Raw genomic sequence first — 24,585 nt, 5'->3', positions numbered from 1 at the left:
TGGCGTGAGCGGTGCGTCCTGTCACGCCGCCGGGTCAGTCCCATCGCCGGGCCTTCGGGGACCGTCCCGGAGTACGTCAGTGTCCGAAGATGTGCCGCCCGCGACGGCGATGCCTCAACCGGGACGGCTGCGGCCGCACCTTCTCGCCCTCTCCTGTCACCTGGGGGGCCGGTGCGGACGTAGGGACCCGATGGACGCGACGACGCCGCTTCAAGCCCGCCACGAGCATCGTCAGTCCGAGGCAGAAGATCAGCGTCAGTCCCACGCCGGAGAGGAAAAGTCCTGGCGCGGTCAGCGTCGCGATCTGATTGCCGAAGATCTCCACCGCGTACTCAGGGCTGCCCGAGAAGTTCTCCACGACAGCGACGGCCGCGAACGCGCCCGTGGCCAGCACGAGCAAGAGCGCCGGCAGGAGCATCGTTCCCACCTCCTCCTCCGGCCTTGGTTACCGGTTACCCCAAGTCAGACGCCTGACACGGGCTTCCGGCACCGGCAGCCGATCGAATGGTCCACGCTGTCGGGCACGCGTCGCGAGTTCCACCACCGCCGAACGTGAGGTGCGCGAGACCGGTGTGCCCCTGAGAGACGTCTGTCTCACAGGTCGGCTCGCCTCTCTCCCCTCGACAGTTCTTTCTGCGTGCCACGTCCTCCGACTGGTCCAAGAACTGACACGCGGCGGCCGTTCGCGTGGCATGTGTATGAACGGCGGCCCGTGTGCCACCGGGACTACGGAGAGAAATGCCATGAACATGAGCTTGAGGACATCGAGACCCTGGCGTAGCCCGGTCGCGTTCCTTGTGGTCGGATGTCTCGCCGTCCTCTTGGGCGCGACGGGGTGCGGCAGTGATGGGGGCGACTACAACCCACCCGGTGCCAACGCCCGTGTCGGTCCGGTCCTGATTCGCTATGCCCACATTGCCGAACCGCCCGACGGCCCGTGGGAGAAGGGGGACGACGCGCCTTTCTACGTCTGGTTCTTCAATCAGGGGCAAGAGCCCGACAGGCTGCTCGGCGCGGAGACGACTGTCGCACGGTCCGTCGACATCGTGGACGCTGACGGCGCCGTGCGAGGACCGGTCGTGCTCCCCACCGGCAAGCTCGTCGAGCTGGAGAAGGGCCGCGCACACCTGCTGCTCAGAGACCTGCGCCAGCAGATCCGGGGCGGGGACTACGTGTGGGTCACCCTGCGCTTCGAACGCGCCGGTGAGATCGCCCTGCAGGTGCACTCCCAGGTCCCCACCTACGTCGACGAGGACGCCACCGACGCCCCTGGACTGACGTCCCCCTCAGCGCAATGACGACCGCGACGGCGCGATGGCCACAGGGGGTGAACATGCGGGTTCCCGGTGGGTGCGTGTTCCCCGGCCGACGCGTGAACCAGGGCCCCTGCCCCCGCATCGCCCCGAGAACACGGGAGCCGAAGCGGTGAGGCCGAGGCGGCAACGACCGAGACGGCACGAGCCCGGTCGAGGGCGGCGTCGCCTGATGGCCGCCATCGCGTACGCCTTGGTGCTCTCGGGGCTGGCGTTGGCGGCGGTGTGGCTGGCCGTGCTGATCGTCCCGCTGCAGCCGGTGTCCGCGGCCGGCCAGACCGTGCGTGTGGGCGCCGCGCCGCTCGACTGGAGCCTGTCCGGCCCCGGCCAACTCGATCTCTTCGGCCAGACGATCCCGACCAGAGCGCATTTCGACGGACCGATCAGGCCCCGGCTGGAGCTGACCCGTATCGGAGGGGACGCCGAGGTGGCCCGCCTCCTGCGGTCCGGCGATCACGAACGGCTCACCCTGGAGGTGGGCCGGAAGCTGGCGTCGGGCTGGTTGCGCTACGGCGCGTGGGAGACCGCGGTGGCCGCCGGGCTGGTTCTCCTCCCCCTGGCCGCCTGGACGGGCCTGCGCCGCATGCCGCCGGGCCGGGCCGTCCTCATCCTGGTCGGCGGCCTGGCCCTGGTGGCCGCGGTGAACGCCATCGGCTTCTACCTGCTGGCCTCCAGCACCCCCGAGGCGCTGCGCGACGTACGGTCCCTGCAGGATCTGGTGGGCGACAGTCCGCCGGACCCGGTCCCTCGGGCCGAAGGCCCGCCGCTGGGCGACGTACGGGCGGTGGCCCTGGGTGACTCGACCGCTGCGGGAACCGGCAACCGGCCTCTGCCCGACCCCAGCGACCTCGACCGGGCGTGTGACCGCAGCGCGGACTCCTACCCACAGGCGCTCGCCCGCGCCAACGACTGGAGCGTACTCAACCTCGCCTGCTCCGGCGCCACGGTCCGCGACGGCATCCTTGGCGTGCAGATCCTCGGGGAGCAGGTCGCCCCGCCGCAGATCGCCCAGGCCCAGCGGGCCGCCGAGGCGTCCGTCGTCCTGGTCAGCGTCGGAGCCAACGACGTGCGCTGGTCGGACCTGGTCCAGCTCTGCGCGATCTCCCCGTCGTGCGACGACCGCGCCTCAACGGCGTACTTCCAGGACAGGCTTGCCCGCTTCGCGCTCGACTACCGCAGGCTCCTGCGCATGCTGGCCACCCTCCCCCAGCACCCCACGGTAGTGGTCAACGAGTACTACGACCCCTTCGGCGCAGACGTCAGCTGCCTTGAGAACGTAGGCCTCACCCGGCAGAAGGCAGAGGTCCTGAGCTCACGCCTGGCCGCCCTCAACGCCGTTCTGCGGCAAGGAGCCGAGACGGCCGGTTTCACGCCGGTGAAGCAGAACTTCGAAGGTCACCGGCTGTGCAGCGCCCAGCCGTACGTCCAAGGGCCTGCGGACCGAGCCCCGCTCCACCCGACGGCCGCCGGGTCCCTGGCCATCGCCCTCGCCGACCAGAAAGCTCTTCCTGTCGACGCGAACGCGAACTGAGTACCACTCTCGCCCTCTTCTTGCCGTTATGCCCGACTGGTCTAGCGTGGGAAGAGGCGACAACGATCGCAAATCCACCGAGCGTGAGGTGAGCGCGATGCCAGAGGCCACGAACCGCACCGGCACCAACACAACGACGAAATCTCGCAATGAAACAGGCGAGAAGGGAACGACTCTGAAAGGCCGCAGGGGCACCGACGCTCCTCCGGGGATGCGCGGAGACACCACGGTCGCGGACGCTGTCGTAGCCAAGATCGCGGGCATGGCGGCCCGTGAGATCCCCGAGATCCACAACCTCGGCGGGGGGATGGCCAGGGCGTTCGGGGCAATGAAGGAACGCGTTCCTGGGAGCGGCACCGACATCACCCGAGGGGTCAGTGTGGAGGTCGGCGAGCGCCAGGCGGCTGTGGACCTGGACATCGTCGTCGAATACGGCGCCTCCATCGTCGACACCGCCGGGGACGTGCGCGCCAATGTCATCCAGGCGGTGGAGGGCATGGCCGGCCTGGAAGTCGTGGAGGTGAACATCGCGGTGCACGACGTCCACCTGCCCGACGAAGACGAGGAGTCCGAACAGGGCGGCGGGCGGGTGGCCTGATCGTCCTGCTCGCTTCCTACCGGCCCCCGGGACCGCGGTACCGCTCGTGAACGTCTGCTCCTGTCGGGAGGCGTTGATGACGTGCCCCGTAGCACGCCCGGCCGAGCGCGATCGCACAGCGCGCGCACCCCGGGGGCCTACCGGACCACGGATCGTACGAGGGGCCGACCACCACGTTTGCGCAAGCGCGGACGATCTCATGGCGAAGCCGAGCCGGCACGTGCCGGCTCGGCTTGGTCGTCCTTGGGGTTCACGCGGTGGCCCGTGAGAGGGCCCGCCACAAGAGGCTGGTGCGCCTCGGCGAGAGCCCACCGCCGTACGGTGGGCCGGTTGCGCCTTCGCAGATCAGCACCGGCCCACGAGGGTCCCGTGACCGACGCTCTGGTCGTCCAGAACCTCACGCGCGGCATCTGCCGTCACGTCATGGGGTATCGAAACGGGAGCCGGGAGTGCGTAGAGGCGGAACACGTAGCGGTGTGGTTCGCCGGGCGACGCGATGGGCCCACCCCAGCCGTTGTCGCCGTACCCGTTCCTGTGCACGTGACTACCCGGGTGGCCGGTCCCGGCTTCCAGTCCGGTGCGGCGTGGATCGATGCCCGTCACCAGCCACAGCGGACGGCCGCCGGGCGGTGCGTCGACGCTCTCGCACAGCAGAGCCAGCTCTGATGCCTCTCGGGGTATGCCGGACCAGGACAGCGGCGGTGAGACGTTGTCCCCGTTTCCTGCGTGGCGACGGGGAAGGTGTCCGTGGTCCGCGAACGCGGGACTGCGCAGATCGATGCCGGTCATGGTGCGTGGGTACCCGAGCCGGCCGTTGTCATACGGCTGACGGGTGCGGGCAACGACCTCCGTGGGGTGCGCGCGCAGCCAGTCGCCGATCTGCCGCGGTGTGAGGGCCATTTCGAGGGCTCCGGCGCCGCAGGCCGAGTGGCACGGCCACGGCCACGGACGGTACTGGCTGACCCGTTTTCAGGGCCCGGGTGAGCTGTCGGCGCAGCGCCGGGGAGAAGTCGGAGGCGGCCAGGCGGTCTCCGGCCACCTCGGTCCGCTCCCAGTAGTGGGTGTCGCGGAGCAGGGTGCACACCGAGGTTCAACTGGCCGACGACGTCGAGGTCCTGACCTGGTGGCGATCCGGCGGAGATCGCCGGGTACGGTCCGCCCACCCTGGGTGTGACCCTTTCGTCCCGAGGTCCGGGAGCGTGGACGACCGGCCGGAGCGCAGGCCCCGGTACGGCTCGACTGGAGGAGGTACTGGGCCCGTCAGGGCAGGAGTGGTCCCGTGGTGAGGGGGAGGACGGCCCCGCCCCCGACGCCGAGGAGCAGGGAGGCGGCGCCTGCGGTGTAGGCGGTGGCCGCGGACCAGCGGCCGGAGACGGCGAAGGCGGTCGCCGACGGCTCGGCGGGGGTGAGCCGGAACAGGGGCGCGAGCCAGCGCAGGTAGTAGAAGAGTGAGGCGACGGTGTTGGCGACGGCGAGGGCGGCGAGCCAGGTGAAGCCGCCGTCGACGGCGGCGCTGAAGATCTCCAGTTTGCCGAGGAAGACTCCGGTGGGCGGGGTGCCGACCAGGCCGAGGAGACAGACGACGAGGACGGCGGCGAGGCCGGGGCGGCGGCGGGCGAGGCCGCGGTAGTCGTCGAGGGTGCGGGCGTGCGGGAGTTCGGTGACGACGGCGAAGGCGGCGAGGTTGGTGGCGGCGTAGGCGGCGAGGTAGAACAGCAGGCTTCTCTGGGCGAGGTCGGTGCGGGTGGCGACGGCCAGGGCCATCAGGAGGTAGCCGACCTGGCTGATGGTGGAGTACGCGAGCAGACGCTTGACGGAGCTTTGGAAGAACGCGGCCAGGTTGCCCAGTGTCATGGTGACTGCGGCGACGACGCCCAGGAGCAGGGGCCAGTTGACGTCGGTGCCGGGCAGGGCCTGGTGGAGCAGGCGGAAGCCGGCGATCAGGCCGCCGATCTTGGGCAGGGTGGTGACGTAGGCGGCGACGGGTGTGGGGGCGCCGTCGGTGACGTCGGGGACCCAGAAGTGCGCGGGGACCGCCCCCGCCTTGAACAGGAGGCCGGCCAGGACGCCGACGAGTCCCACGGCGACGAGTCCGTAGGCGGCGGTGGGCAGCGCGGTGTTCAGTTCGCGGTAGAGGGTGGCGTGGCCGGCCGCGTACAGGAGAGCGGTGCCGGCGAGCATGGTGGTGCCGAGCAGAGCTCCCATGAGGTAGTACTTCAGGGCGGCTTCGGTGCCGCGTTCGTCCTTGGCGTAGGCGGCGAGGGCGTAGGCGGGGATGCTGGCGAGCAGGTAGGCGGCGAACAGCGTCAGCAGGTCGTTCGCGCCGATCAGGGCGAGGGTGCCGGCTCCGGTGAGCAGGAGCAGCACCCAGTACTCGGTTTCGCGCTTGTGGCCGCGGACGGTTTCCACGGACATGCCGGCGATCAGGAGCAGGGCGCCGAGGACGGTCAGGCGGCCGAAGTCGGTCGCGGTGTCGACGGCGAACGCGTGGGCGAAGACGGTCTGTTCGCGGTCGGTGGCCATGGTGACGCCGGTGGCGACCAGACCGGCCGCACAAGCGGCTGCCGCCAGGACGGCGATGATCCACTGTCGTCGTCGGGGCAGCCAGGAACCGGCGAGCAGGCCGATGACGGCCGTGCCGACCAGGGCGAGTTCGGGGACGAGGGCGGCGAGGTTCTCGTTCACCGGGCCACCAGCTCGATCACCGTGCGGCTGGCGGGTTCGATGACGTCCAGCAGCCAGCGCGGCACGACTCCGATCACCAGCGCCACCGCCAGCAGGGTCACCGTCGGGACGGTCTCGGTGCGTTCGAGGTCGCTGATGCCGCCCGTGGGGATGCTCTGCGGCAGCCGCGGGACGCCGAGGAACATCGAGCGGAGGGCACGCAGGAACAGGGCAGCGGTGAGCAGGATGCCGGTCAGGGCGATGGCGGTGGCGACCGTCCGGGAGGCCAGGGAGCCGGTGAAGATCTGGAACTCGGCGATGAACCCGGAGAAGCCGGGGATGCCGAGGCTCGCGAACGCCGCCACGGCCGTGACGCCGGCGAAGCGCGGGGTGTGCGCGGCCAGACCGGAGTAGGCGTCGATCGCGTAGGTCCGCCCCCGGTCGTAGAGCACGCCGGACAGCAGGAACAGGGCGCCGGTGATCAGGCCGTGGCTGACCATCTGGGTCACCGCCCCGGTGACCGCGAGCGAGCGCGCCTGGGCGTCGGTGCCGGCCAGCGTCCCGGCGGCACCGACGGCCAGGACGACGTAGCCCATGTGGTTGACCGAGGTGTAGGCGATCATCCGTTTGAAGTCGGTCTGCGCCAGGGCGACCAGCGCCCCGTAGACCACGGAGACGGCGCCGACGACGACGATGACCAGGGCGTACTGGCGCCAGCTGCCCGGCAGCAGGGGCATGGCGATGCGGACGAATCCGTAGGCGCCCATCTTCAGCAGGATCCCGGCGAGGATCGCCGAGCCGGCGGCGGGGGCGTCGGTGTGGGCGGGCGGCAGCCAGGTGTGGAACGGCACGGTCGGGGTCTTGATGGCCAGTCCGACGCCGATGGCCAGCAGCACGAGGCCGGCGTACGCGCCGCGGCCGGCGAGCGGGTTGGCGCGGGTGAGGTCGACGAGGTCGAAGGTGTGGGGTTCGGCGGCGAGGTACAGGCCGATGAAGCCGAGCAGCAGCGCGAGTGAGCCGATGAAGGTGTAGAGGAAGAACTTCAGCGCCGCCGCCCTGCCCCGCTCGCCGTGGCCCCATCCGGCGATCACGAAGAACATGCCGACGATGGACAGGTCGAAGAAGACGAAGAACAGGATCAGGTCCTGCGCGACGAACAGGCCCAGACTGACGGTCTGCAGGAACAGGAACAGGCACACGTAACTGCGCACCCGCTGCCGCTCCTTGAGCGAGTACACGGCGACGGCGAGGAACAGCAGGCAGGTCAGCGCGACCAGGGGCAGGGACAGGCCGTCGACACCGACGTGGTAGCCGACCCCGGCGCCGGGGATCCACCGAACCCGCTGCTGGTACTGCATCCCCTCCCCCGGGTCGAAGCCGGTCCAGAGGGCGACGACCAGGGCGAGGTCGACGGCGGCCGTGGCGATCCACACCTGGATGTACGCCCGGTCCGAGAGCGCCCGCGGCAGGAGCAGCAGGATCGCGCAGACCAGCAGGGGCAGGAACGTGATGACACTCAGCACAGGGCTACCTCACCAACAGCACGATCAGGACGAGTACGGCGAAGCCCAGGGCGGCCTGGGCGTAGTACTGGTGCAGCAGCCCGGTCTGCGGCCGGCGCGCCGCCCGGCCCAGACCGCGGGCGCCTGCGGCGACCGCGTCCACGGCGGCGTCGATGCCGCCGTCGTCCGCCCGGCCCGCGAGCCGGGCGCCGGCCAGTCCGCCGCGGGCGGTCTGCCGTACCGCGGCGTCGATGCCGTCGTCCACCCGGCCGGCGATCCTGGCCGTGGCGAGCCCGCCGCGCGCGACCTGGCGTACCGCTCCGTCGACGACGCGGTCGTCGAAGACGGCCAGGGCCCGCGCCAGCCCCAGGACGGGCCGTACGACCACCGTGTGCGCGGCCCGCTCCAGGTGCAGCCATCCCCGCGCCCACCGCACCGCCGGACGCGGCAAGGGCGCCGGGCGGGAGGCCCACCACCAGGCCAGGCCCGCGGCGGCGAACGCGACTCCGACGCTCAGGCCCACCTCCCACGGCTTCGGCGAGGGCTCGTCCGGCGCCCCGACCAGACGCTTCAGCCAGCTGGCCGGTCCGGGCAGGGCCAGCACCCCCAGCACGGCGGCGGCGAAGGTGAGAACGAGCAGCGGGGCAGGGGTCGTGCGGGCGGTACGCCGGGTGCCGTCCCGCTCGGTGTCGTAGCCGGCCTCCGGGTCGTCGGGCAGCGGCTGAGTGACGTACCACAGGGCCTTGATGCTGTACACGGCGGCGACGGCGGCAGCCGCGAGCCCCACGGCGTACAAGCCGGTGCTCTCGGCGTACGCGGAGGCGAGGACCTCGTCCTTGGCCGCCCACAGCGACAGCGGCGGCAGTCCGGCCAGTGTCAGCGCGCCGACGGTGAAGGCGGTGCCGAGAAGACGGTAGGTGCGGGCGGCACCGCGCAGGGCCGGCAGGTGCTTGGTGCCGAGCGCGGTCAGCCAGGCGCCGGCGGCGAGGAACAGCCCCGATTTCGTGGCGGCGTGCGCGACGAGCTGGGTGGTGCCGGCGGCGATGCCGCCGCTGCCCGCGGCCAGCACCATGAACCCGAGCTGGGAGGAGGTGGACGCCGCGAGCAGTTGCTTCAGGTCCCGTTGCGCTACGGCGACCACGCCGAGGAAGAGCGCGGTGACGGCGCCGGTCCAGGCCACCAGCGGGCCGGCCCAGCCGGTGGCGGCCAGCAGCGGATGCAGGCGCAGCAGGAGGTAGGCGCCGGCGGCGACCATGGTCGCCGAGTGCAGGAGCGCCGACACCGGACTCGGGCCCTGCATGGCCCGCGACAGCCAGAACGAGAACGGCAGCTGCGCCGACTTGCCCAGCGCGGCCACGACCACACCTCCGGTGATCACGTGCAGCCACGGCGAGGGGGCGTCCGGGAGGGCCCGGAGGTCCAGCGAGCCGGCACCGCCGGCCACCGCCGCGCCGGCGGCCAGGTACAGCCCGAGGTCGGCGGTACGGGTGGTGAGGAAGGCGGTATCCGCTGCCCGTACCCGCTCCGGCCGCCGCCACCAGTAGCCGATCAGCGCCCAGCTGGTGGCGCCCATCACCTCCCAGGCCATCAGCAGCAGCGGCAGCGTGGTCGCCGTGACCGTGACCAGCATGGCTCCGGAGAAGACCAGCATCAGTCCGAAGAGCCGGCCCCGGTTCTCGTCCGATCCGAACTCGCCGGCGGCGAAGGCCAGGACGGCGGTGGTGACCGCCGCCACCGTGACCACCATGAACGCGGACAGCCCGTCCACCGCCAGACCCGCCCGCATCCCGGCGAACAGCGGCGCGCTCGACTGAGGCCGGGTCACCGCGGCGGCGACCGCCACACCGAGCGTCGCCACGGCCACCGCCACACCGAGAGCGGGAACCAGCCGGTTGCAGCGGGTTCCCGTCACGCCCAGGACGGCTCCCGCGCCGAGGGGTAGGGAGATCAGCAGCCAGATCACCGCGCTCACCCCTTCAGCTCGTCGGCCATGTCGGTCATGTCGACCTGACGGGCGCGGTAGATCGCGGTGGTCACGGCGAATCCCATGGCCATCTCCACCGCCATCGCGACCACGGCCGCCACGATCACCACCTGGCCGCTCGGTGCACCGGGGGCGAGGAAGTGCCAGAAGTCGGCGGCCGCGACGATGACACCGCCGATCATCAGCTCGATCCCCATCATGATCATGACGATGGACTGCTGGGACAGCGCACCGAAGAGGCCGGTGGAGAACAGGCCCGCGGCCAGCACCAGGATCAGTTCGAAGGTCACCGGCCCACCCCTCCGCCGGCCGGGTCCTGGGCCGGCCGCTGGTCGAGGTCGTCGCCGAAGCGGTCGTAACGGCCCCGGTGCGTGGCGAGGACGGTGGCACCGACCATGGTGGCCAGCAGCACGAAGCCCAGGATGACCATGGTCAGCATCTGTTCGGCCATCAGCGCCCTGCCGACCTGGAAGGTCGTGTCACGGGGCCGGGACGCGGTGCGGTCGGGCCAGGGCACGAAAAAGATCCCGGCGACCAAGGCCACGAAGACGATGCCGCTGGTGGCGAGCGCGCCGCGCTTGTTGTGCAGCATCGACATCGGCATCAGCCCGGCCGGGTTCATCATGTAGGCGATCATGAACACGGCCATGATCACCATTTCCATGACCATCATCAGCACGATGACCACGCCCAGATAGGGGAGGCCGAGTACGGCCGTGACGCCGCCGACGCAGACCAGTGACGCCAGCAGCGAGAAGGTGACCCGGGCCATCGAGTTCAGCGTGAACACCAGCACGCCGAAGACCTGGGCGAGCACCCCCAGAGCCACCAGCAGCACGGTGTCGGTCGTGCCCATGAAGCGATCCCTCCCTTGTCCTATCGGCCGAGGTTCACCAGAGCCGGTACCAGGGCCTGTGCGATCGTCAGCGGGATGAGCACCACCCAGGCGAACTCCACGTACCGGTCCGCGCGGACCACCGGCAGCCGCCGCAGCACCCACACCAGCAGACCGAGTACCAGCAGCGTCTTGACCAGCGACCATGCCCAGGACGGCAAGCCCGGTCCGGCGCCACCGCCCAGGAACAGCGGCACGGCCATGGCCGCGCCGGACGCAAGCCACAGCCACCGGCCGGCCTGCAGCAGCAACCGGTCCGCCCCGGACACCTCGCCCAGGACACCGCCGGCCAGGTCGCGGCCCGCCGGATAGGCGAACGGGCCCAGGAAGCTGAACGCCAGCACACCGGCCAGATAGGCGGCGAAGGCGACCGGCATCCACACCGCGTACCACAGCCCGTCCTGCGCGGCGGCGATGTCGCCCACCCGCAGCGACTCGGCACCGGTGGCGGCCGAGATCAGCGCGAACATCAGCGGCAGCTCGTAGGCGAGGCCCTGCGCGAGGAACCGGTACCCACCGATCAGGGAGAACGCGGCGTTGGGTCCCCAGCCGGCCAGCCACAGCCCGGCCCAGGTCAGCACCTCCATGGCGTTGAACCACACGACCCCGACCGACGGGTCGGCGACCACACGACCGCCGAAAGGGACGACCAGCGTCGACAGCACGGCCGCCACCGGCACGGTCACCACACCCGTCCGCCACAGCAGCCGGTCCTGGGCGGGCAGCCGCCGCGGCTGCGCCACCAGCGCCCGTGGCACACCGAGAAACGGTCGCACCGCGCCGGCGACGCCGACGGGCCGGCCCGCGTCCCTCGCGTCCAGCACCGCGTTCCCGGCCACCGCCAGCGCGGCCAGGACGACCAGCAGTCCCGGAGCGGCCAGCAGCGTCCACCACGCCCCCGCCTCAACCACGCGCCACCTCCACCACGCCGCGGGAGACCAGTTCCTCCGGGTCGGGGTCGAGACTGGCCACGACGAGGCGGGCGGCCGCCAGCTCGGCTCCCTCCAGCAAGGGGGGCAGCAGCGTGATCAGGGCGGCCGACGGCGGGGCTTCGGCACTCCAGGGGCCGCGCGGGCTGTCCTCCACCGCGACATCCAGGGGCGCGGGATCCTCCAGCCGCGGCAGGTCGTGCCGGATGTCGGCGAGCCACTGCCGGTAGCGGGCGGTCACATCCCCGTCGGCCCGCGCCGCCGGGCCCCCCGCCCCGGCCTCCCGCGCCTTCTGCGCCGTGACGACGCCGATGCCGCGGGTCAGCCAAGCCAAGGTGCGGGACCTGCCGACCCTGCGGGTGAGGCGTTCCAGCCGAGGCGCGACCGCGGCACGAGGGGCGCCGGAAAGCAGGTCGTCCCGCAGCCGCCCGGCCCGCACCGCCTCGGCGGGCCAGCCCGCCACCGCCAACAGCCGCCCCAGGCTGTCGAGATGTGCTGCCGCGCGCCGGCGCACCGCTTCTCCCACGGTCACCGGCTCACCCGAGGCCGCCCGGAGCCACGGCTGCACCCAGAAGGCTTCAACCGCCGCGTCGTCAGAGGGCCTTGCCGGTTCGTCGACGTCGACCCGCTGAACCACGTCACCTTGCAGCACCAGACGGACCGTCAGGCCCGCGGGCCAGTCGGCCAGGAAGGGCCCCAGCGGCAGATGCAGCCGATCCAGCGTCAGCCCGTCACGGTCCGCTCCCGACTCTGCCATCGGCAGCCCGCCCGGCATGTCCGTCTGTCCGCCGCCGTGACCGCCGTGCCCCCCATGACCGCCGTGGTTGCCGTGCCCTCCGTGGTCGCCGTGGTCGCCGTGGTCGCCGTGCCCACCGTGACCGCCGTGGTCGCCGTGACCGTCGGCGTCCTGGCCGTCCGGGGCTTGACCGTCGGGGGCCTGACGTCCGTCGCCGTGCTCTGCCTCCGTGTCCTGGCCTGCATCGTGCGGGGCGTGCTCGCCGTCGGGCCCACCGTGGGCGTCACCCGCCCGGCCGGCCTCCCCCTCCCCGCCACCGCCACCGTCATGGCCGGGAGCCTGGTCATCACCCTCGTGCCGCTCCTGTGCGCCGTGTTCTCCCTCACGGTGCCCGACCGCTTCGCCCGGGGGCGCGGCCGACTCGCGCTGGACGGCCGGTGAACCGAGGAGGGCACGGCCGGAGTCCAGCGCGGCCTCCACCTCGTCAGGCGTGCGGGCGTGCACCCGGGCACGCGGTGCGGGCATGTCCCGCCACAGCCGCTCCAGTGCCGTCCGCAACTCCGGGAGGTCGGGACCGGCCACGAGGAGGAGATCGGCCTTCGCCGGAGTGGACGCCTGTGGCCAGTCGCGCGCTCTCAGCAGTCGCTCGGCGGCCAGCCGGACCGCTGCGCCGCCCGGCACGGTCGCCAGCAGCACGTGCGGTCGCCCAGCGGTGACACGCAGGATCAGGCCGGTCAGGTCCATCGCAGCGCGCCCTCCCGCCAGGCGTGGACGACCCCGGTGACGAGGACGGCGAGGAAGACGAACATCTCGATCACCGCGCTCGGCCCCATGGCGGAGATCACCCGCGTCCACGGATACATGAAGACCATCTCCATGTCGAAGGCGAGGAACAGCATCGTCACCGTGTACCAGCGCACATGAAACCGGCTCACCGCGTGTTCCGTGGGCTCCAGTCCCGACCCGAAGGGCGCCGAGTCCGGCGCGCCGGAGCCGATCCGCGCCGCCCACGCCGCCCCGTACACACCGCCGACGGCGACCAGGGCGACGGCGAGCAGCGACAGCGCCGCCGTCGTGCCGCTCACACGTCCTCACCCGCCCGGGCGGCGACCGAACGGCTGGGCGAGCCCGGCAGGGCCCGGTCGCCGCGCGCCGCGTGCGCCGACGTCCTCTCACTCACGGCCATGCGATGCCTCCTTGGGACATGACTGGCGCGCCGCGTACCCCCGAGGCGTACCGGGCAGTCCTGCACGGACCATCCGGCCGCGCACCTGCCGGGTCGTGTGCGGTACAGGCGCACCTGGGGAGCAGCAGGCTGCCGCTCCACGACAGTCGGGGCCGTGCCATCCGATGCGGTGGGGCGGACGAGGAGTGTGCCGGTCAGGCGAAATCCGGTCAGGTCGTCGCACGCCTGCTCGCAGCGACGGCGCGCTCGGCGCCCACGCGGCAGTGCTCGCGCCGGCCGGCTTGGCGCTCACACGCGTTGCCCGGCTCCGCAGACGGTGGCGCACTCCCCCGCGCGGCTGCTGTCGGCGTCGTGGCCGGTGGGGGGCACGGGATCGCGGCGATCCTGGGATGCACTTGGTCAGTTCACCGGCTGTTCCTGCGACAGCCGGACACGCAGCGCACGCCGTACGGCCCGTGCACAGGTGCCGCACTCCTCGATGCACCGGGGCGGCTTCTCCCGATCCACCCGCCCGGATCAGCAGGACAGGTATCGAGCGTGCCCTGACTGCGGTGGTCACGACAGAAGCCTCCAGCGGTGTCCGGCGACGGCTGATGCCGTCCACACAGGGGTAACACCGCGCCGAACGCCGCAAACCGCCGCGTGCTCGTCCGCCGACGCCGGGCCGCCGGCCGGTGACCTTTCGCGACGCACAATCAGCTCCCGGTGGGGCGGGTCCTGATGGACGGCGCGGCCGTCGGCCTGCCCACCGGCCTGGTCGGCGCGGGCGCCACCGTCATCGCCGCCGCCGTCCTCACCGCCGCCTCCGGACTCCTCGCCACCCGCTGGAAGACCGGGCAGCGCCCCGCCTCCCGCTGAACGACCGCCCTGTCCCCACCGCGGCCTGGCCGACTGCTGCGGGGCCGCACGGGCGCTCCTTCCGAGCCGTCGCCTCGTCCGCACCCTTTACAGCGGGCGAGCTGAGCACCCGGTCCGTCGGACCTCATGGTGGGCCGACCAGCCCTCGCGCGGTGGCCGCGCACCGGCTATGCCGGAATGAGGCGAGGGGTGCGCCTCCCCCTCGGCCTCGGGCCCGGTCAACCCGGGCGAGGCAGGTGACCAGGGAGTACAGGATGGCCGAGAAACAACCGTGCCGGCGCGACGGAGCCGGCCCGGACTCGCCAGTTCCACAACCCGCGCACCCGGGTCGGCGCGGAGACATGACCCCGTAGCCCGGGCCTGGGCCCGGTCCGGCCCCACCGGCACGGCCGGTCGGCCGCCGGCTGGTCCACCACGTCACCGGACCGCGAGCCGGCCGCGCAACCGCCGCCGGCTCGCGGGGAAAGGATCGCCGTCACGTTCGTCACTCACCGCTCCCGCACCCCGGTCCCGTCACCGGGTACAGGCGGCCATCCGCCTCTTCTCGCACACCGGACGCGGGCACCGGGCGGCCCGCCCACAGGGCCATCCGTGTACCCGCATGGCCCTGTGGATCGGGTCGCAAGCCCCATGGCACCAGGGTGTCACCGGGGTGAGTCTGGAGGGAGCGAGAACGCTTTGGACCCGGGAGGCACAGTGGGTGGTTCGGTGATCGTCGGCGTGGACGGGTCGGCGTCGAGTCTCGCCGCGGTGGAGGCGGCCGCGCGGGAGGCCCGGCTGCGGACGGCCGCACTGAGGGTGGTGCACGCCTTCCTCTGGCCCGCCATGCATGTCCCTCTGGGCCCGTCACCTGTGGGGCCGCCGGAGGGCGGGATACGGAACATGGTCGATCGTCTGGTGGCGGAGGCGGTGGAGCGCGCCCGGGCCGCGGCGCCGGAGGTGGAGGTGTCGCACACGGTCGTGACGGGAGAGCCGTTGACGGTGCTGGAGGCACAGTCGCGTGCCGCCGATCTGGTAGTCGTCGGATCCCGCGGGATGGGCGGGTTCGTCGGGCTCATGGTGGGTTCGACGGCGGTGCATCTCGCGGCACACGCGCGCTGCCCCGTGCTCGTCGTGCGCGAGGAAGCCCGCGTGGACGGTCCGGTTGTGGTGGGCGTCGACGGCTCCCCCGCCGGGGACAGGGCGGTGGAATTCGCCTTCCAGGAGGCCGAGCTGCACAGGACCACCCTGGTCGCGTTGCACGCCTGGACCACGTGGAACGCACCGCTCCCCGCCCCGCAGGATCCGTCCGAGCCGTACGCGAATCCAGTCGAAGCACTCGGTCAGGAGGAGCAGCGTCTGCTGTCGGAGGCGTTGGCCGGGCATCAGAAGCGGCATCCGGATGTGGCCGTGGAACACGAGGCGGTGCAGGGCCCCACCCGCGAGGCCCTGATCGAGGCGAGCCGGACCGCCCGGCTGGTGGTGGTCGGGGCGCGGGGGCGCGGCGGTTTCACCGGGCTGCTGCTGGGGTCGGTCAGCCAGGCGCTGCTGCATCACGCGCACTGTCCGGTCGCCGTGGTGCGGGGAGCGGCCGCCCGTCATTGAGATCGGCCGGGCCCCGACCGGGTGGCGGCCCCCTTCCGCGTCTCGCTCCCTGGTCCGTCCACCGCTCTCGAAAAGGGGCGGGGCCGAACGACAGGGCGCGGGGCCCTCGGGTCCCAGGATCCGCCCCATGAACAGTCGGTCCCTGGACACGGGGTGAGGAAAGTCCGGGCGACCGGCCGGGGCGGGCGTCCCGGGCCGCCCGTCGCGAACCGCGAACCGCTGACCGCTGACCGCTGACCGCTGACCGCTGAGGCATACCATGATCCGCGCCAAGCCCTCCGACGACACCCGCCGGGCCGGCTCACAGAAGCCGGCGCCGGGGCCTGCCCCGGAACCGGCGGGACCGTCCTGGCTCGAACCAGTCCTCCTGGCTGTCACGGCGTCGTCGCTCATCGCGGGAGGCGTCCTCCGGCTGCTGGACCACAGCGATGCCGCCGATCTGTGCTGGGCGCTGGGCACGGCGTTCGCCGTCGTGCCCGCGACCGGCTGGGTGGTGGCGGCGCTGCGGCGCGGCCACGCCGGCGTGGATCTCATCGCGGTCCTGGCCCTCGGCGGCACCCTGGCCGTCGGCGAGTATCTCGCCGGAGCCCTGATCGGTCTGATGCTGGCCACCGGGCGCACGCTGGAGGCCGCCGCCCAGCGGCGCGCCTCCCACGACTTGCGGGCGCTGCTCGCGCACACGCCCCGCACCGCCCGCCGGCGCACCGGCACCGCAGTCCGCCCGGTTCCCGTCTCCGAGGTCGCCGTGGGGGATCTCCTCGTCGTCGGCGCGGGCGAGGTCGTCCCCGTCGACGGGCAGGTGACGGGCCCGGCGGCCGTCCTGGACGAGTCGGTGCTCACCGGCGAGTCGGCACCGGTGGAACGCAAGCCCGGGCAGACGGTGCGCAGCGGAGCCGTGAACGCGGGCGGGGCCTTCGACCTGCGGGCCACGGCGACCGAGCAGGACAGCACCTACGCCGGGATCGTGCGCCTCGCCCGGCAGGCCGGCGCGGAAGCGGCCCCCGTCGTCCGCCTGGCCGACCGCTACGCGGCCTGGTTCCTGCCCCTCTCGGTGGCGGTCGCGGGGCTGGCCTGGCTGCTGAGCGGCTCCGCGGTGCGGGCCGTGGCGGTGCTGGTGGTCGCCACCCCCTGTCCGCTGCTGCTCGCCGCCCCGGTGGCGATCGTCTCCGGTCTGTCCCGGACGTCCCGGCTGGGTGTGGTGGTCCGGGACGGCGGCGCGCTGGAGCGCCTGGGGCGGGCCCGTACGCTGCTGCTCGACAAGACCGGCACTCTCACCGGCGGCCGCCCGCGCGTGGTCGACGTGACCGCGGCCCCCGGCTGGAAACCCGCCGAGGTGCTGCGGCTGGCGGCCACCGTGGACCAGTACTCGCCGCACGTCCTGGCCCACGCCATCGTCGACGCGGCCCGTGAGCGTGGACTGGAGCCGTCGATGGCGACGGATGTCTCGGAGGAGGCCGGCCGGGGCGCGTACGGCGTGGTCGGCGGCCGCAGGACGGCCGTGGGCCGCCTGGAGCCCGCGGCGGTGGTCCCGGAATGGGCGCGGGCCGCGGAGAACCGGGCGGTGCTGGACGGCGCCGCCGTCGCCTGGCTCACCGTCGAGAGTGTTCCCGTGGGAGCCGTCATGCTGCGTGATCCGCTGCGCCACGACGCGCCGCGCGCCCTGAGGCGGCTGCGTACGGCAGGCATCGAGCGGATCGTGATGCTCACCGGCGACCGGCCCGAACCCGCCCGCGAGATCGCGGCCGTGCTGGGCCTCGACGGCGTGCGGGCCGAACTGACCCCGGCCGACAAGGTGGCCGCGGTCCGCGCGGAACGCGGGCGCGCCGTCACCGTCATGGTCGGCGACGGTGTGAACGACGCGCCCGCGCTCGCCGCCGCGGACGTCGGCGTGGCGATGGGCGCCCATGGTTCCACCGCCTCCTCCGAGGCCGCGGACATCGTCCTGACCACCGACCGCGTGGACCGGCTGGCCGACGCCACGTCGATCGCCGTACGGTCGCGCCGTATCGCCGTGCAGAGCGCCCTGGGCGGCATGCTCCTTTCGCTGGTGGCGATGGGCGCGGCCGCCGTGGGGCTGCTGCCCCCGGCCGTCGGCGCGCTGCTGCAGGAGGGCATCGACGTGGCGGTCATCCTCCACGCACTGCGCGCCCTGCGCGTGGACCAGGGCGCCCGGCCGGCCCTCGAACCCGCCGCCGAGGCCCTGATCCACCGCTTCGCGGCCGAGCACGAGGATCTGCAGGACGTCCTGCAGGCCGTGCGCGACGCCGCGGCCCGGCTCTCGGACCCCGGCGGGGACGGGCAGGCCCTGGAGTCGGTGCGCGAGGTGAACCGGCTGCTCACCGAACGGCTGCTCCCGCACGAGTCCGCTGAGGAGCATCAGCTCTATCCGGCTCTCGAACCGGTGCTCGGCGGGCCGGAGGCGACGGCGACCATGAGCCGCGCCCACGCCGAGATCGAGCGGCTCGCCGGGCGGGTGGCGGCCCATGTGTCGCTCGCCGACGCACAGGGCGTGCTGGGGCCCGAGCAGCTCGAGGACCTGCGTGCCTGTCTCTACGGTCTGCACACCGTGCTTCGGCTGCACTTCACGCAGGAGGAGGAGAACTATTTCTCCCTCGCTCCCTGACCGCGCCGTCAGCCGCTCTTCAGCTCACGGCCGATTCCCGCGGCCCATGCCTCGATCCGGCCGAAGTCGCGGAAGTCCCCGCCCTTTCCGTCACGCAGGATCGTCCGGGCGACCCAGCCTTTCGCGCCCTCGCGCAGGCAGCCGCCGAAGGTGACGTGGTCCCGCGCGTCGAGGCGGGCCACGGCCTTCTGCACCCAGGGCACGGGCGGTATGTCCCGCTCCGTCGCGGAGGCGTCGAGTGGCCCGCTGCTGAAGAGCCACAGGGGACGTCCGGCCAGCTCCTTGCCGTGGCGGCGGACGAAACGGCGGGCGTCCCGGTGCCAGCGGCCGGCGTACAGTCCGCCGCCGACCACGACCGCGTCGTAGGACGCGGCACTCGCGACGGACCCTGCGGCCCGCGCCTCGGCGGTGAGTCCTTCCTCGCGCAGGACTCCGGCGACGGCCTCGGCGATCTCCGCCGTCGATCCGTTCGTCGTCCCGTAGGCGACCAGCACCTTCTTCGCCATGGCGGTCCGCCTCCTTCCACGGCCCACACGCGACAGCGGCCGTTCGACCGCCCTCGCGCGCCGCCCGGGCAGGCCGACAATTCACGGCGGCGTTCCCATCATGGCGTGCGGCCGGTTCGCCGGCGACCGTGCGGTGGCCGGCGTCCCTGCGGACGGTCGGCCAGGAGCGACGCACCCCCCAGCCCGTGCCGCCGTGGGCGACCGCACCGATGCTGGAGGCACGGCATCGGCGGAGTCGCTCCCCGGTGACCGGTTGCCCGGCGCCCGTGCGCCGGCGGGAACAGGACGAGCGCCCACGTCACCGCTCGTGCTCGTCACCGGAGTCCGAAGGAACCGACGCAGCGCAGCACGCCCGCACAGGTCGTCGTCGGCTCGCGGTCTTCTCGGGCGGGCGACCGGTCCGGCCCTTCGCGCTCGGCGCTTGCCGGAGCGGGACCCGGAAGTCCCTGAGGAGGAAGTTCCGGACGCGGATCCTTGAGTCGCCGATGCCGACGGGCGGCCCGAGAATTGCCGTATGACCCGGCACAGCGCACACACGAACGGTCCGGCGACCCTGACGGTCAAAGGGCGGGACGTCAGGTTGCGCACCATCGGCTTCGTGCTGCTCGCCGGGCTGGCCATCTGGTTCATCGCCGTCAACACGAAGTCGGTCACCATCAGACTGTGGGTCCCCACCGTCACGCTCCCGCTGTGGGGCGTCCTCACGGTCACGCTCCTCGTGGGTATGGTCCTCGGCCTGCTCGTCGCCCACCGGCGCTCCCGCCGCTAGCGAGCCGCCGGAGGAGCTCGGCGAGCTCCAGGGACGACGCCCGTAGCCACGACGGTGCGGGCCCGCAGCAAGGCCGCGTCGTCGACGCCGTCCCCGGTCGTCGCGACGACGCGGCCCGGCTCGGCAGGGCCCGCGCGATCACGGTCTCGTGCTCGCGCGTGACGCGCGCGCCGACACCGATCCGTACCGCCAGGTCCCGCTCGGGCGTCCGGTCCGCCCGGCGCCGGCGACCGCATCCCCGGGGGTGCGCGGTTGGCGTGCCTGCGCCGCCACGCGCGATCACCGGCGACGACGGGGCCCCTGTGCCATGCGGTCATGCCGCTTCTCCGTAGCCCGGCCGGTCCGTGGAATCAGGGAGAAGGCCCGCCCGTGTGCGGAACATCCCCACGGAGTACGGCCGCGCGGCGCCGGTACTCGTCCTCGTCGATCTCCCCGCGGGCGAACCGCTCGGCGAGGACCTGCTCGGCGGCGGGGCGGTCGTCGGTCGGGGCCGGAGGACCGGATGCACGGCCGAAGGCCCGCACGATCAGCACCCCGGCGACGATCAGCACCGCCCATACCAGGACCGTGCCGAGCGACATGGCGAACCAGCCCCAGCCGTTCATGCCATGCCCGTTCCAGTACGTCATGACGGACCACTTCCTTTCCGCCGTCCCGTCATCCGCGGATCGTCTTCAGCGGTTCAGCAGTGGGGCACGACGGCCACGGGACACACCGCCTGCTGGATCACGGTGTGGGTCACCGGGCCGGTACGCGCGATCCTGGGGCGGTCGGTGAGCCGGTGTCCGACGACCAGCAGCTCCGCTCCGGACGCCGCCTTCAGCAAGGCGTCGGAGGGCCTGCCGTCCACCACCGTTCGCAGAACGTCGACGTCGGCGTACTTGTCGCCCCACACCTGGATGACGGCGGCGAGGAACCGCAGCCACTCCTCGGCCCGCTGTGGATCGCTCACCAGACCGATCTCGCCGGGGCCCAGGGTGAGGGGGTCGGGAGCACGCCAGGCGTGCAGAACCCTCAGCCGCGCGTGACGCGCCCGGGCCGCCTCGAAGGCGAACTCGATCACCTCGTCGCACGGTTCCGTGACGTCGACGCCGAGGACCACGTCCCGTCGGCCGGTGCGGGCCGCTTCGCGCGTCTCCCCCGTCGTGCCGTCGGCCCGTACGAGGACGACGGGTCCGGTGGCCCTCGCCACGACCTCGAGCGCGACCGACCCCACCAGCAGGCCGGTGATGCGGCCCAGCCCGCGCGAGCCGAGCACCAGCGGCTCGGCGTCGGCCGACGCCTTCACCAGGGCGGCGGACGCCGGCCCTTCGACCTGCTCGTCGTACACCCGCACGTCGGGGCAGGCCGTGCGGACGCGTTCCTCCGCCTGTCGCAGAAGGTGCCGGGCCCGGTGCCGCCCAGCCGCGTCGGTGATCTCCGCCTCCCCCGGGCGCGGGTGCCAGTTGCGCGCATGCAGCAGCCGCAGCGGCCGTCCGCGGAGAACGGCCTCACGAGCCGCCCACTCGGCGGCGGCGAGGCTCTCGGGGGAACCGTCGATCCCGACGGCAACAGGTGCAGGCATGACGTACACCTCCAGAAGATCTTCTCTCTTCTTCAGAGTCACGCGGGAACGGTGTCCCGCACAGGGGCCGCCGGGTCCACCCGCAGGGCCATCAGGCCCGTGTCCCTCACCGGCTGACGGCACAGCCGCGGCCCGTCCTGCCGCCGCGGCGATGGCCGTGGGATTGTCCGAAGGCCGTGTCGGCATCGTGGCCGGGGCCGTTCGGCCCTGCAGCCGGCGGACGGGCGGAGGTGTCATGGAGGGGAGCCGAGGGCCATGAGGCACGGAGAGGCGGAGTGAGACCGCGCACCGTGCGATGAGGGTCCGCAAGAAGCGGGCGGCCCTCGGTTCCCTTAGCGGCTCGTGCCCCGGGGGCCATCCGCTGACGGTCCGGCTCGGTCCGGAACTGCCCGGCGGAACCTCCGACGGTCCGGTGCGCCCCTTGTCCGGTACGAGCGACTGGCTGCTGCCCGGCGCGCATCGACACACTGCTGGACAAGGCACCTGTCGCCCGGGGCGGGGTGCGGTTGTTCTTGTCGGGGCACAAGGGCGATGCCAGTTCCGACACGCTGGTCCACCTCCGCGTTCGTGATGCCGAGTCCGTCGCCTTCGAGTCAGGGTGCAGGCGAAGGACGCTCCGTGGGCGCGTGAGGTCGAGCTGCACGACCCTGACGGCAACCGGCTTGGGACCGGCACGCCGGCGGAATGACGCTCACCGGCAGTGCGTAACAGGGAAGCTGTGCCGGCGGCTGAGCGAGTCCCCGAACCCTTCGCGGTCTGCTCGCCGAGACCGCTCGGCGAGCCGCCGACACCGGAGCCGTGTGCGCGCGTGGGTTACAGTGGAACAGAACTTGACACGTCAACCAAACGCCCGGCCCACGCGAGTGCCGAGCGAGAGGCAGCGGTGGACACAGGAAGAAGACAGTGGGTGGTTCTGGCCGCTCGGCGCCTCCTCGGCGATCGCCGGCGCGTGCCGCGCGGATCGTGGCGCTCCGCCTGGAGGTGTATTCCCTTCCTTCCTCTGAGCATGGTGGCCTTCTCTGTCGCCTGGCTCAACCGCACACCGTGGTGGGGGTGGGCGCTGGTCGTCGCCTGCCTCGTCGGGCTCGGCCTCACCACCCGCTGGTGGCTCCGGGGCCCCGCCCTGCTCAAGGCAGGGGCGTGGCTTCTCGCGGGGGCGTTGGTGACCACCACTGCCGTACTCGCCTACCCCCCGGCCGAGAACCGCGCCGCCGGCGGTGCCGATCCCCGGCCGTCCCGGACCGTTCCCACACAGGAGGGGCCGGTCAGGGGAGTTCTCAACGACGAGCGCGACGTCGAGATCTTCGCGGGGATCCCCTACGCCCGGCCTCCCGTCGGCGACCGACGATGGCGACCCCCGCAGCCTCCCGAACCGCGCTCGGCCCTGCTCACCGCCGACCGGTTCTCCGACGTTCCCGTCCAGGGCACGTCCACCTTCCTCACGCGCGCGCTGTCCCAGGTGGTGGAAGCACCGCTGGAGGGGACCCTCCTCAATCCGTATCCGGTGAGTGAGGACAGCCTGTACCTCAACATCTGGCGCGGCACGAGCCCCTCGACGGAGAGACTTCCTGTCATCGTCTACATCCCCGGCGGCGGATTCGCCACCGGCTCCGGTGCCCTGCCGCTCTACGACGGCGAGTCGCTGGCGTCCAGAGGCCAGGCGATCACCGTCACGATCAACTACCGTCTCGGCGTGCTCGGCTTCCTGTCGCACCCTGACCTCGCCGCGGAGTCCGGTGCCGGCGCCTCGGGCAACTACGGGCTGCTCGACCAGATCGCCGCCCTCCGGTGGGTCCGGCAGAACATCGCGGCATTCGGCGGCGACCCCGAGCGTGTGACGATCGCCGGCGAGTCCGCGGGCGGCGAGAGCGTCTGCATCCTCGGCGCGACCCCCCGCGCCAAGGGACTGGTGCACGGTGTCATCGGCGGCAGCGGAGCCTGCATGGGCACGCTCGGCGACACCGATCGAGGCGATCAGTACGACACTCGGCCGGCGGCGGAAGCAGCGGGGCGGAACCTGAGTGAACGGTTGGGGGGCGCCACCGTGGAGGAGATGCGCCGCATGCCCGCGGACCGGATCGTGGAAGCGGCCGAGCCCTTGAACGGTCACTGGCGCCCCTCCGTCGACGGGTACGTCCTCGACCGGGCGCCGGCGGACATCTATGCGGCGGGCGATCAGTCGGACGTGCCGGTCCTCGTCGGGAGCAACGCGGACGAGGCCTCTCTCGCCCTCCTGAGTCCCCCGGACGCCGACGTCGCGGACTACCGACGCGGGGTGCGCGAAGAACACGGTGCGGACGCCGAGCTGTTCCTCCGTCTCTACCCCGGCGACACCGAGGAACAGGTACGCGATTCCCTCCTCCAGGCCGAGACCGACAAGGTCATGACCCGCGCCATGCGCCGATGGGCGATGCTGCAGACGCGCTCGGGCCACGCCGATGCCTACACCTACTACTTCACGCACGTCCCTCCGGAGGCCGGTCTGCGGCAGTTCGGCGCCTATCACGGGGCGGAGGTGATGTACGCGTACGACAACCTCGGCAAGGACGGCGACGCCGCGTACGACAAGCGTGACTTCACCCTGCGCGACCAGATGAGCGGCTACTGGATCAACTTCGCGCGCACCGGAAATCCGAACGGGTCAGGGCTTCCGGACTGGCCCACCTTCCAGGAGGAGCCGGACAAGGTCATGAGGTTCGACGCCGGCAGCACGGTGGCGCCCCGGCCCCGGCCGGACGCCGTCGACTTCTGGCTGCGCCACGAAGGTCCTCTGCCGTGACGGCGCGCCCCACTCGGCGGAGCCGGTCACCCGGCGATCCGCAGCGCCTTCCCGTCCACACATGAACTCAGGGAGCACAGTGGCCATCACCACGACGTCGTACCGTGACCAGCACGTCTTCATCGACAAGTCCGACCCCGAAGTGTTCCGCGCCCTGGCGCGGACGGCACAGGCGGCAGGTGCGGCGGCCACTCGCGCGGGCCTGCCGGCCGGCCTGGTGGAACTGGTCAACATCCGCGTCTCCCAGATCAACGGATGTGCGTACTGCCTGCGCGTCCACACGCGTACGGCGCTGGAGGCCGGCGAGACGGCGCAGCGCCTGGGTCTCCTGCCGGCCTGGCGCGAGACAGAGGTGTTCACCCCTGCGGAGCGCTCCGCACTGGCGCTGGCAGAGGCGACGACGAACCTTCAGGACTCCGCCCGGGGCTCTGCGGCGGCAGCCGCACGCGCCGACCTGACCGACGAGCAGATCTCGGCCGTCCTGTGGGTCGCGATCAGCATCAACGCGTTCAACCGTGTCTCGATCATGAGTGGCCATCCGGTGAAGGAGGCCTGACAGCGTCG

General features: G+C 72.5%; 23 protein-coding genes and 1 pseudogene. 11 read left to right on the top strand and 13 right to left on the bottom strand.

The features are described 5' to 3' along the window. Positions 1-76: 76 nt before the first annotated feature. Positions 77-418: a hypothetical protein gene (locus MTR79_RS13395; protein WP_086699653.1), complete on the bottom strand. Its 342-nt coding sequence runs from the start codon at positions 416-418 to the stop codon at positions 77-79. Between the two features lie 274 nt (positions 419-692). Here MTR79_RS13395 and MTR79_RS13390 point away from each other — a divergent pair, with 274 nt between their 5' ends. The 3 genes from MTR79_RS13390 to MTR79_RS13380 all read left to right on the top strand — a co-directional run bounded on the left by MTR79_RS13390 (position 693) and on the right by MTR79_RS13380 (position 3,442). After that, positions 693-1,298, top strand: coding sequence for a copper chaperone PCu(A)C (locus tag MTR79_RS13390; RefSeq protein ID WP_348538756.1), 606 nt, complete (start codon positions 693-695; stop codon positions 1,296-1,298). 187 nt (positions 1,299-1,485) lie between these two features. Then, complete coding sequence (locus tag MTR79_RS13385; protein WP_244790332.1) at positions 1,486-2,844, top strand: SGNH/GDSL hydrolase family protein; 1,359 nt, start codon at positions 1,486-1,488, stop codon at positions 2,842-2,844. Positions 2,845-2,941: 97 nt separating this feature from the next. Beyond that, complete coding sequence (locus tag MTR79_RS13380) at positions 2,942-3,442, top strand: Asp23/Gls24 family envelope stress response protein (RefSeq protein ID WP_086699656.1); 501 nt, start codon at positions 2,942-2,944, stop codon at positions 3,440-3,442. A gap of 345 nt (positions 3,443-3,787) precedes the next feature. Here MTR79_RS13380 and MTR79_RS13375 read toward each other — a convergent pair whose 3' ends face one another. The 8 genes from MTR79_RS13375 to MTR79_RS33710 all read right to left on the bottom strand — a co-directional run bounded on the left by MTR79_RS13375 (position 3,788) and on the right by MTR79_RS33710 (position 12,173). Beyond that, entirely contained in the window at positions 3,788-4,342 is a 555-nt protein-coding gene (locus tag MTR79_RS13375) for a YbhB/YbcL family Raf kinase inhibitor-like protein (RefSeq protein ID WP_348538698.1), read from the bottom strand. Between the two features lie 360 nt (positions 4,343-4,702). Further along, entirely contained in the window at positions 4,703-6,127 is a 1,425-nt protein-coding gene (locus MTR79_RS13370; RefSeq protein ID WP_244790330.1) for an NADH-quinone oxidoreductase subunit N, read from the bottom strand. Next, positions 6,124-7,629, bottom strand: a complete 1,506-nt coding sequence (locus MTR79_RS13365; RefSeq protein ID WP_086699659.1) for an NADH-quinone oxidoreductase subunit M — start codon at positions 7,627-7,629, stop codon at positions 6,124-6,126. The genes MTR79_RS13370 and MTR79_RS13365 overlap by 4 nt, the downstream gene beginning before the upstream one ends. 4 nt (positions 7,630-7,633) lie before the next feature. Next, positions 7,634-9,580, bottom strand: a complete 1,947-nt coding sequence (locus MTR79_RS13360; RefSeq protein ID WP_244790328.1) for a proton-conducting transporter membrane subunit — start codon at positions 9,578-9,580, stop codon at positions 7,634-7,636. Then, positions 9,577-9,882: an NADH-quinone oxidoreductase subunit K gene (locus MTR79_RS13355; protein WP_048455065.1), complete on the bottom strand. Its 306-nt coding sequence runs from the start codon at positions 9,880-9,882 to the stop codon at positions 9,577-9,579. Before MTR79_RS13355 ends, MTR79_RS13360 begins: the two co-directional genes overlap by 4 nt. Next, on the bottom strand, positions 9,879-10,448 hold the full coding sequence (locus tag MTR79_RS13350; RefSeq protein WP_086699662.1) for an NADH-quinone oxidoreductase subunit J: 570 nt from the start codon (positions 10,446-10,448) through the stop codon (positions 9,879-9,881). The genes MTR79_RS13355 and MTR79_RS13350 overlap by 4 nt, the downstream gene beginning before the upstream one ends. A gap of 20 nt (positions 10,449-10,468) precedes the next feature. Beyond that, a complete protein-coding gene (locus MTR79_RS13345; RefSeq protein WP_086699664.1) occupies positions 10,469-11,398 on the bottom strand; it encodes an NADH-quinone oxidoreductase subunit H in 930 nt (309 codons plus the stop codon). After that, positions 11,391-12,173, bottom strand: a complete 783-nt coding sequence (locus MTR79_RS33710) for a hypothetical protein (RefSeq protein ID WP_348538697.1) — start codon at positions 12,171-12,173, stop codon at positions 11,391-11,393. Before MTR79_RS33710 ends, MTR79_RS13345 begins: the two co-directional genes overlap by 8 nt. Positions 12,174-12,227: 54 nt before the next feature. On the opposite strand from MTR79_RS33710, the gene MTR79_RS33705 reads away from it, so the two are divergent. Beyond that, positions 12,228-12,593, top strand: coding sequence for a hypothetical protein (locus tag MTR79_RS33705; protein ID WP_348538696.1), 366 nt, complete (start codon positions 12,228-12,230; stop codon positions 12,591-12,593). Positions 12,594-12,886: 293 nt separating this feature from the next. On the opposite strand, the gene MTR79_RS13335 is transcribed toward MTR79_RS33705, so the two are convergent. Beyond that, positions 12,887-13,237, bottom strand: coding sequence for an NADH-quinone oxidoreductase subunit A (locus MTR79_RS13335; RefSeq protein ID WP_189366044.1), 351 nt, complete (start codon positions 13,235-13,237; stop codon positions 12,887-12,889). Between the two features lie 806 nt (positions 13,238-14,043). On the opposite strand from MTR79_RS13335, the gene MTR79_RS13330 reads away from it, so the two are divergent. The 3 genes from MTR79_RS13330 to MTR79_RS13320 all read left to right on the top strand — a co-directional run bounded on the left by MTR79_RS13330 (position 14,044) and on the right by MTR79_RS13320 (position 18,403). Further along, positions 14,044-14,196, top strand: coding sequence for a hypothetical protein (locus MTR79_RS13330; RefSeq protein WP_244790324.1), 153 nt, complete (start codon positions 14,044-14,046; stop codon positions 14,194-14,196). Between the two features lie 696 nt (positions 14,197-14,892). Further along, entirely contained in the window at positions 14,893-15,780 is an 888-nt protein-coding gene (locus tag MTR79_RS13325; protein ID WP_086701462.1) for a universal stress protein, read from the top strand. A 259-nt stretch (positions 15,781-16,039) separates the two neighbouring features. After that, positions 16,040-18,403, top strand: coding sequence for a heavy metal translocating P-type ATPase (locus MTR79_RS13320; RefSeq protein WP_244790322.1), 2,364 nt, complete (start codon positions 16,040-16,042; stop codon positions 18,401-18,403). Between the two features lie 8 nt (positions 18,404-18,411). Here MTR79_RS13320 and MTR79_RS13315 read toward each other — a convergent pair whose 3' ends face one another. Further along, the gene (locus MTR79_RS13315) at positions 18,412-18,909 is read right to left on the bottom strand and encodes a flavodoxin domain-containing protein (RefSeq protein WP_244790321.1); all 498 of its coding nucleotides are present in this window, start codon (positions 18,907-18,909) and stop codon (positions 18,412-18,414) included. 514 nt (positions 18,910-19,423) lie between these two features. Here MTR79_RS13315 and MTR79_RS13310 point away from each other — a divergent pair. Then, positions 19,424-19,678 (top strand): lipopolysaccharide assembly protein LapA domain-containing protein, encoded by a 255-nt coding sequence (locus tag MTR79_RS13310; RefSeq protein ID WP_048455074.1) that lies wholly within the window; start codon positions 19,424-19,426, stop codon positions 19,676-19,678. Between the two features lie 350 nt (positions 19,679-20,028). Here MTR79_RS13310 and MTR79_RS13305 read toward each other — a convergent pair whose 3' ends face one another. Together MTR79_RS13305 and MTR79_RS13300 are read right to left on the bottom strand one after the other, a co-directional pair. Next, the gene (locus MTR79_RS13305) at positions 20,029-20,307 is read right to left on the bottom strand and encodes an SHOCT domain-containing protein (protein ID WP_086701458.1); all 279 of its coding nucleotides are present in this window, start codon (positions 20,305-20,307) and stop codon (positions 20,029-20,031) included. Positions 20,308-20,360: 53 nt separating this feature from the next. Continuing rightward, complete coding sequence (locus tag MTR79_RS13300) at positions 20,361-21,242, bottom strand: universal stress protein (protein WP_244790320.1); 882 nt, start codon at positions 21,240-21,242, stop codon at positions 20,361-20,363. 485 nt (positions 21,243-21,727) lie between these two features. Here MTR79_RS13300 and MTR79_RS13295 point away from each other — a divergent pair. The 3 genes and pseudogenes from MTR79_RS13295 to MTR79_RS13285 form a co-directional block, all read left to right on the top strand. Beyond that, positions 21,728-21,930: pseudogene (locus tag MTR79_RS13295) on the top strand (VOC family protein); the annotation flags it as partial. Between the two features lie 318 nt (positions 21,931-22,248). Further along, complete coding sequence (locus MTR79_RS13290) at positions 22,249-24,021, top strand: carboxylesterase family protein (protein WP_244790319.1); 1,773 nt, start codon at positions 22,249-22,251, stop codon at positions 24,019-24,021. A gap of 79 nt (positions 24,022-24,100) precedes the next feature. Next, positions 24,101-24,577, top strand: coding sequence for a carboxymuconolactone decarboxylase family protein (locus MTR79_RS13285; RefSeq protein WP_244790317.1), 477 nt, complete (start codon positions 24,101-24,103; stop codon positions 24,575-24,577). Positions 24,578-24,585 lie beyond the last annotated feature (8 nt).

This window comes from Streptomyces sp. BJ20 (genome assembly GCF_022869105.1).
Classification (GTDB): Bacteria; Actinomycetota; Actinomycetes; order Streptomycetales; family Streptomycetaceae; genus Streptomyces; species Streptomyces griseoincarnatus.
This window is presented reverse-complemented; position numbering and strand designations above follow the sequence as displayed.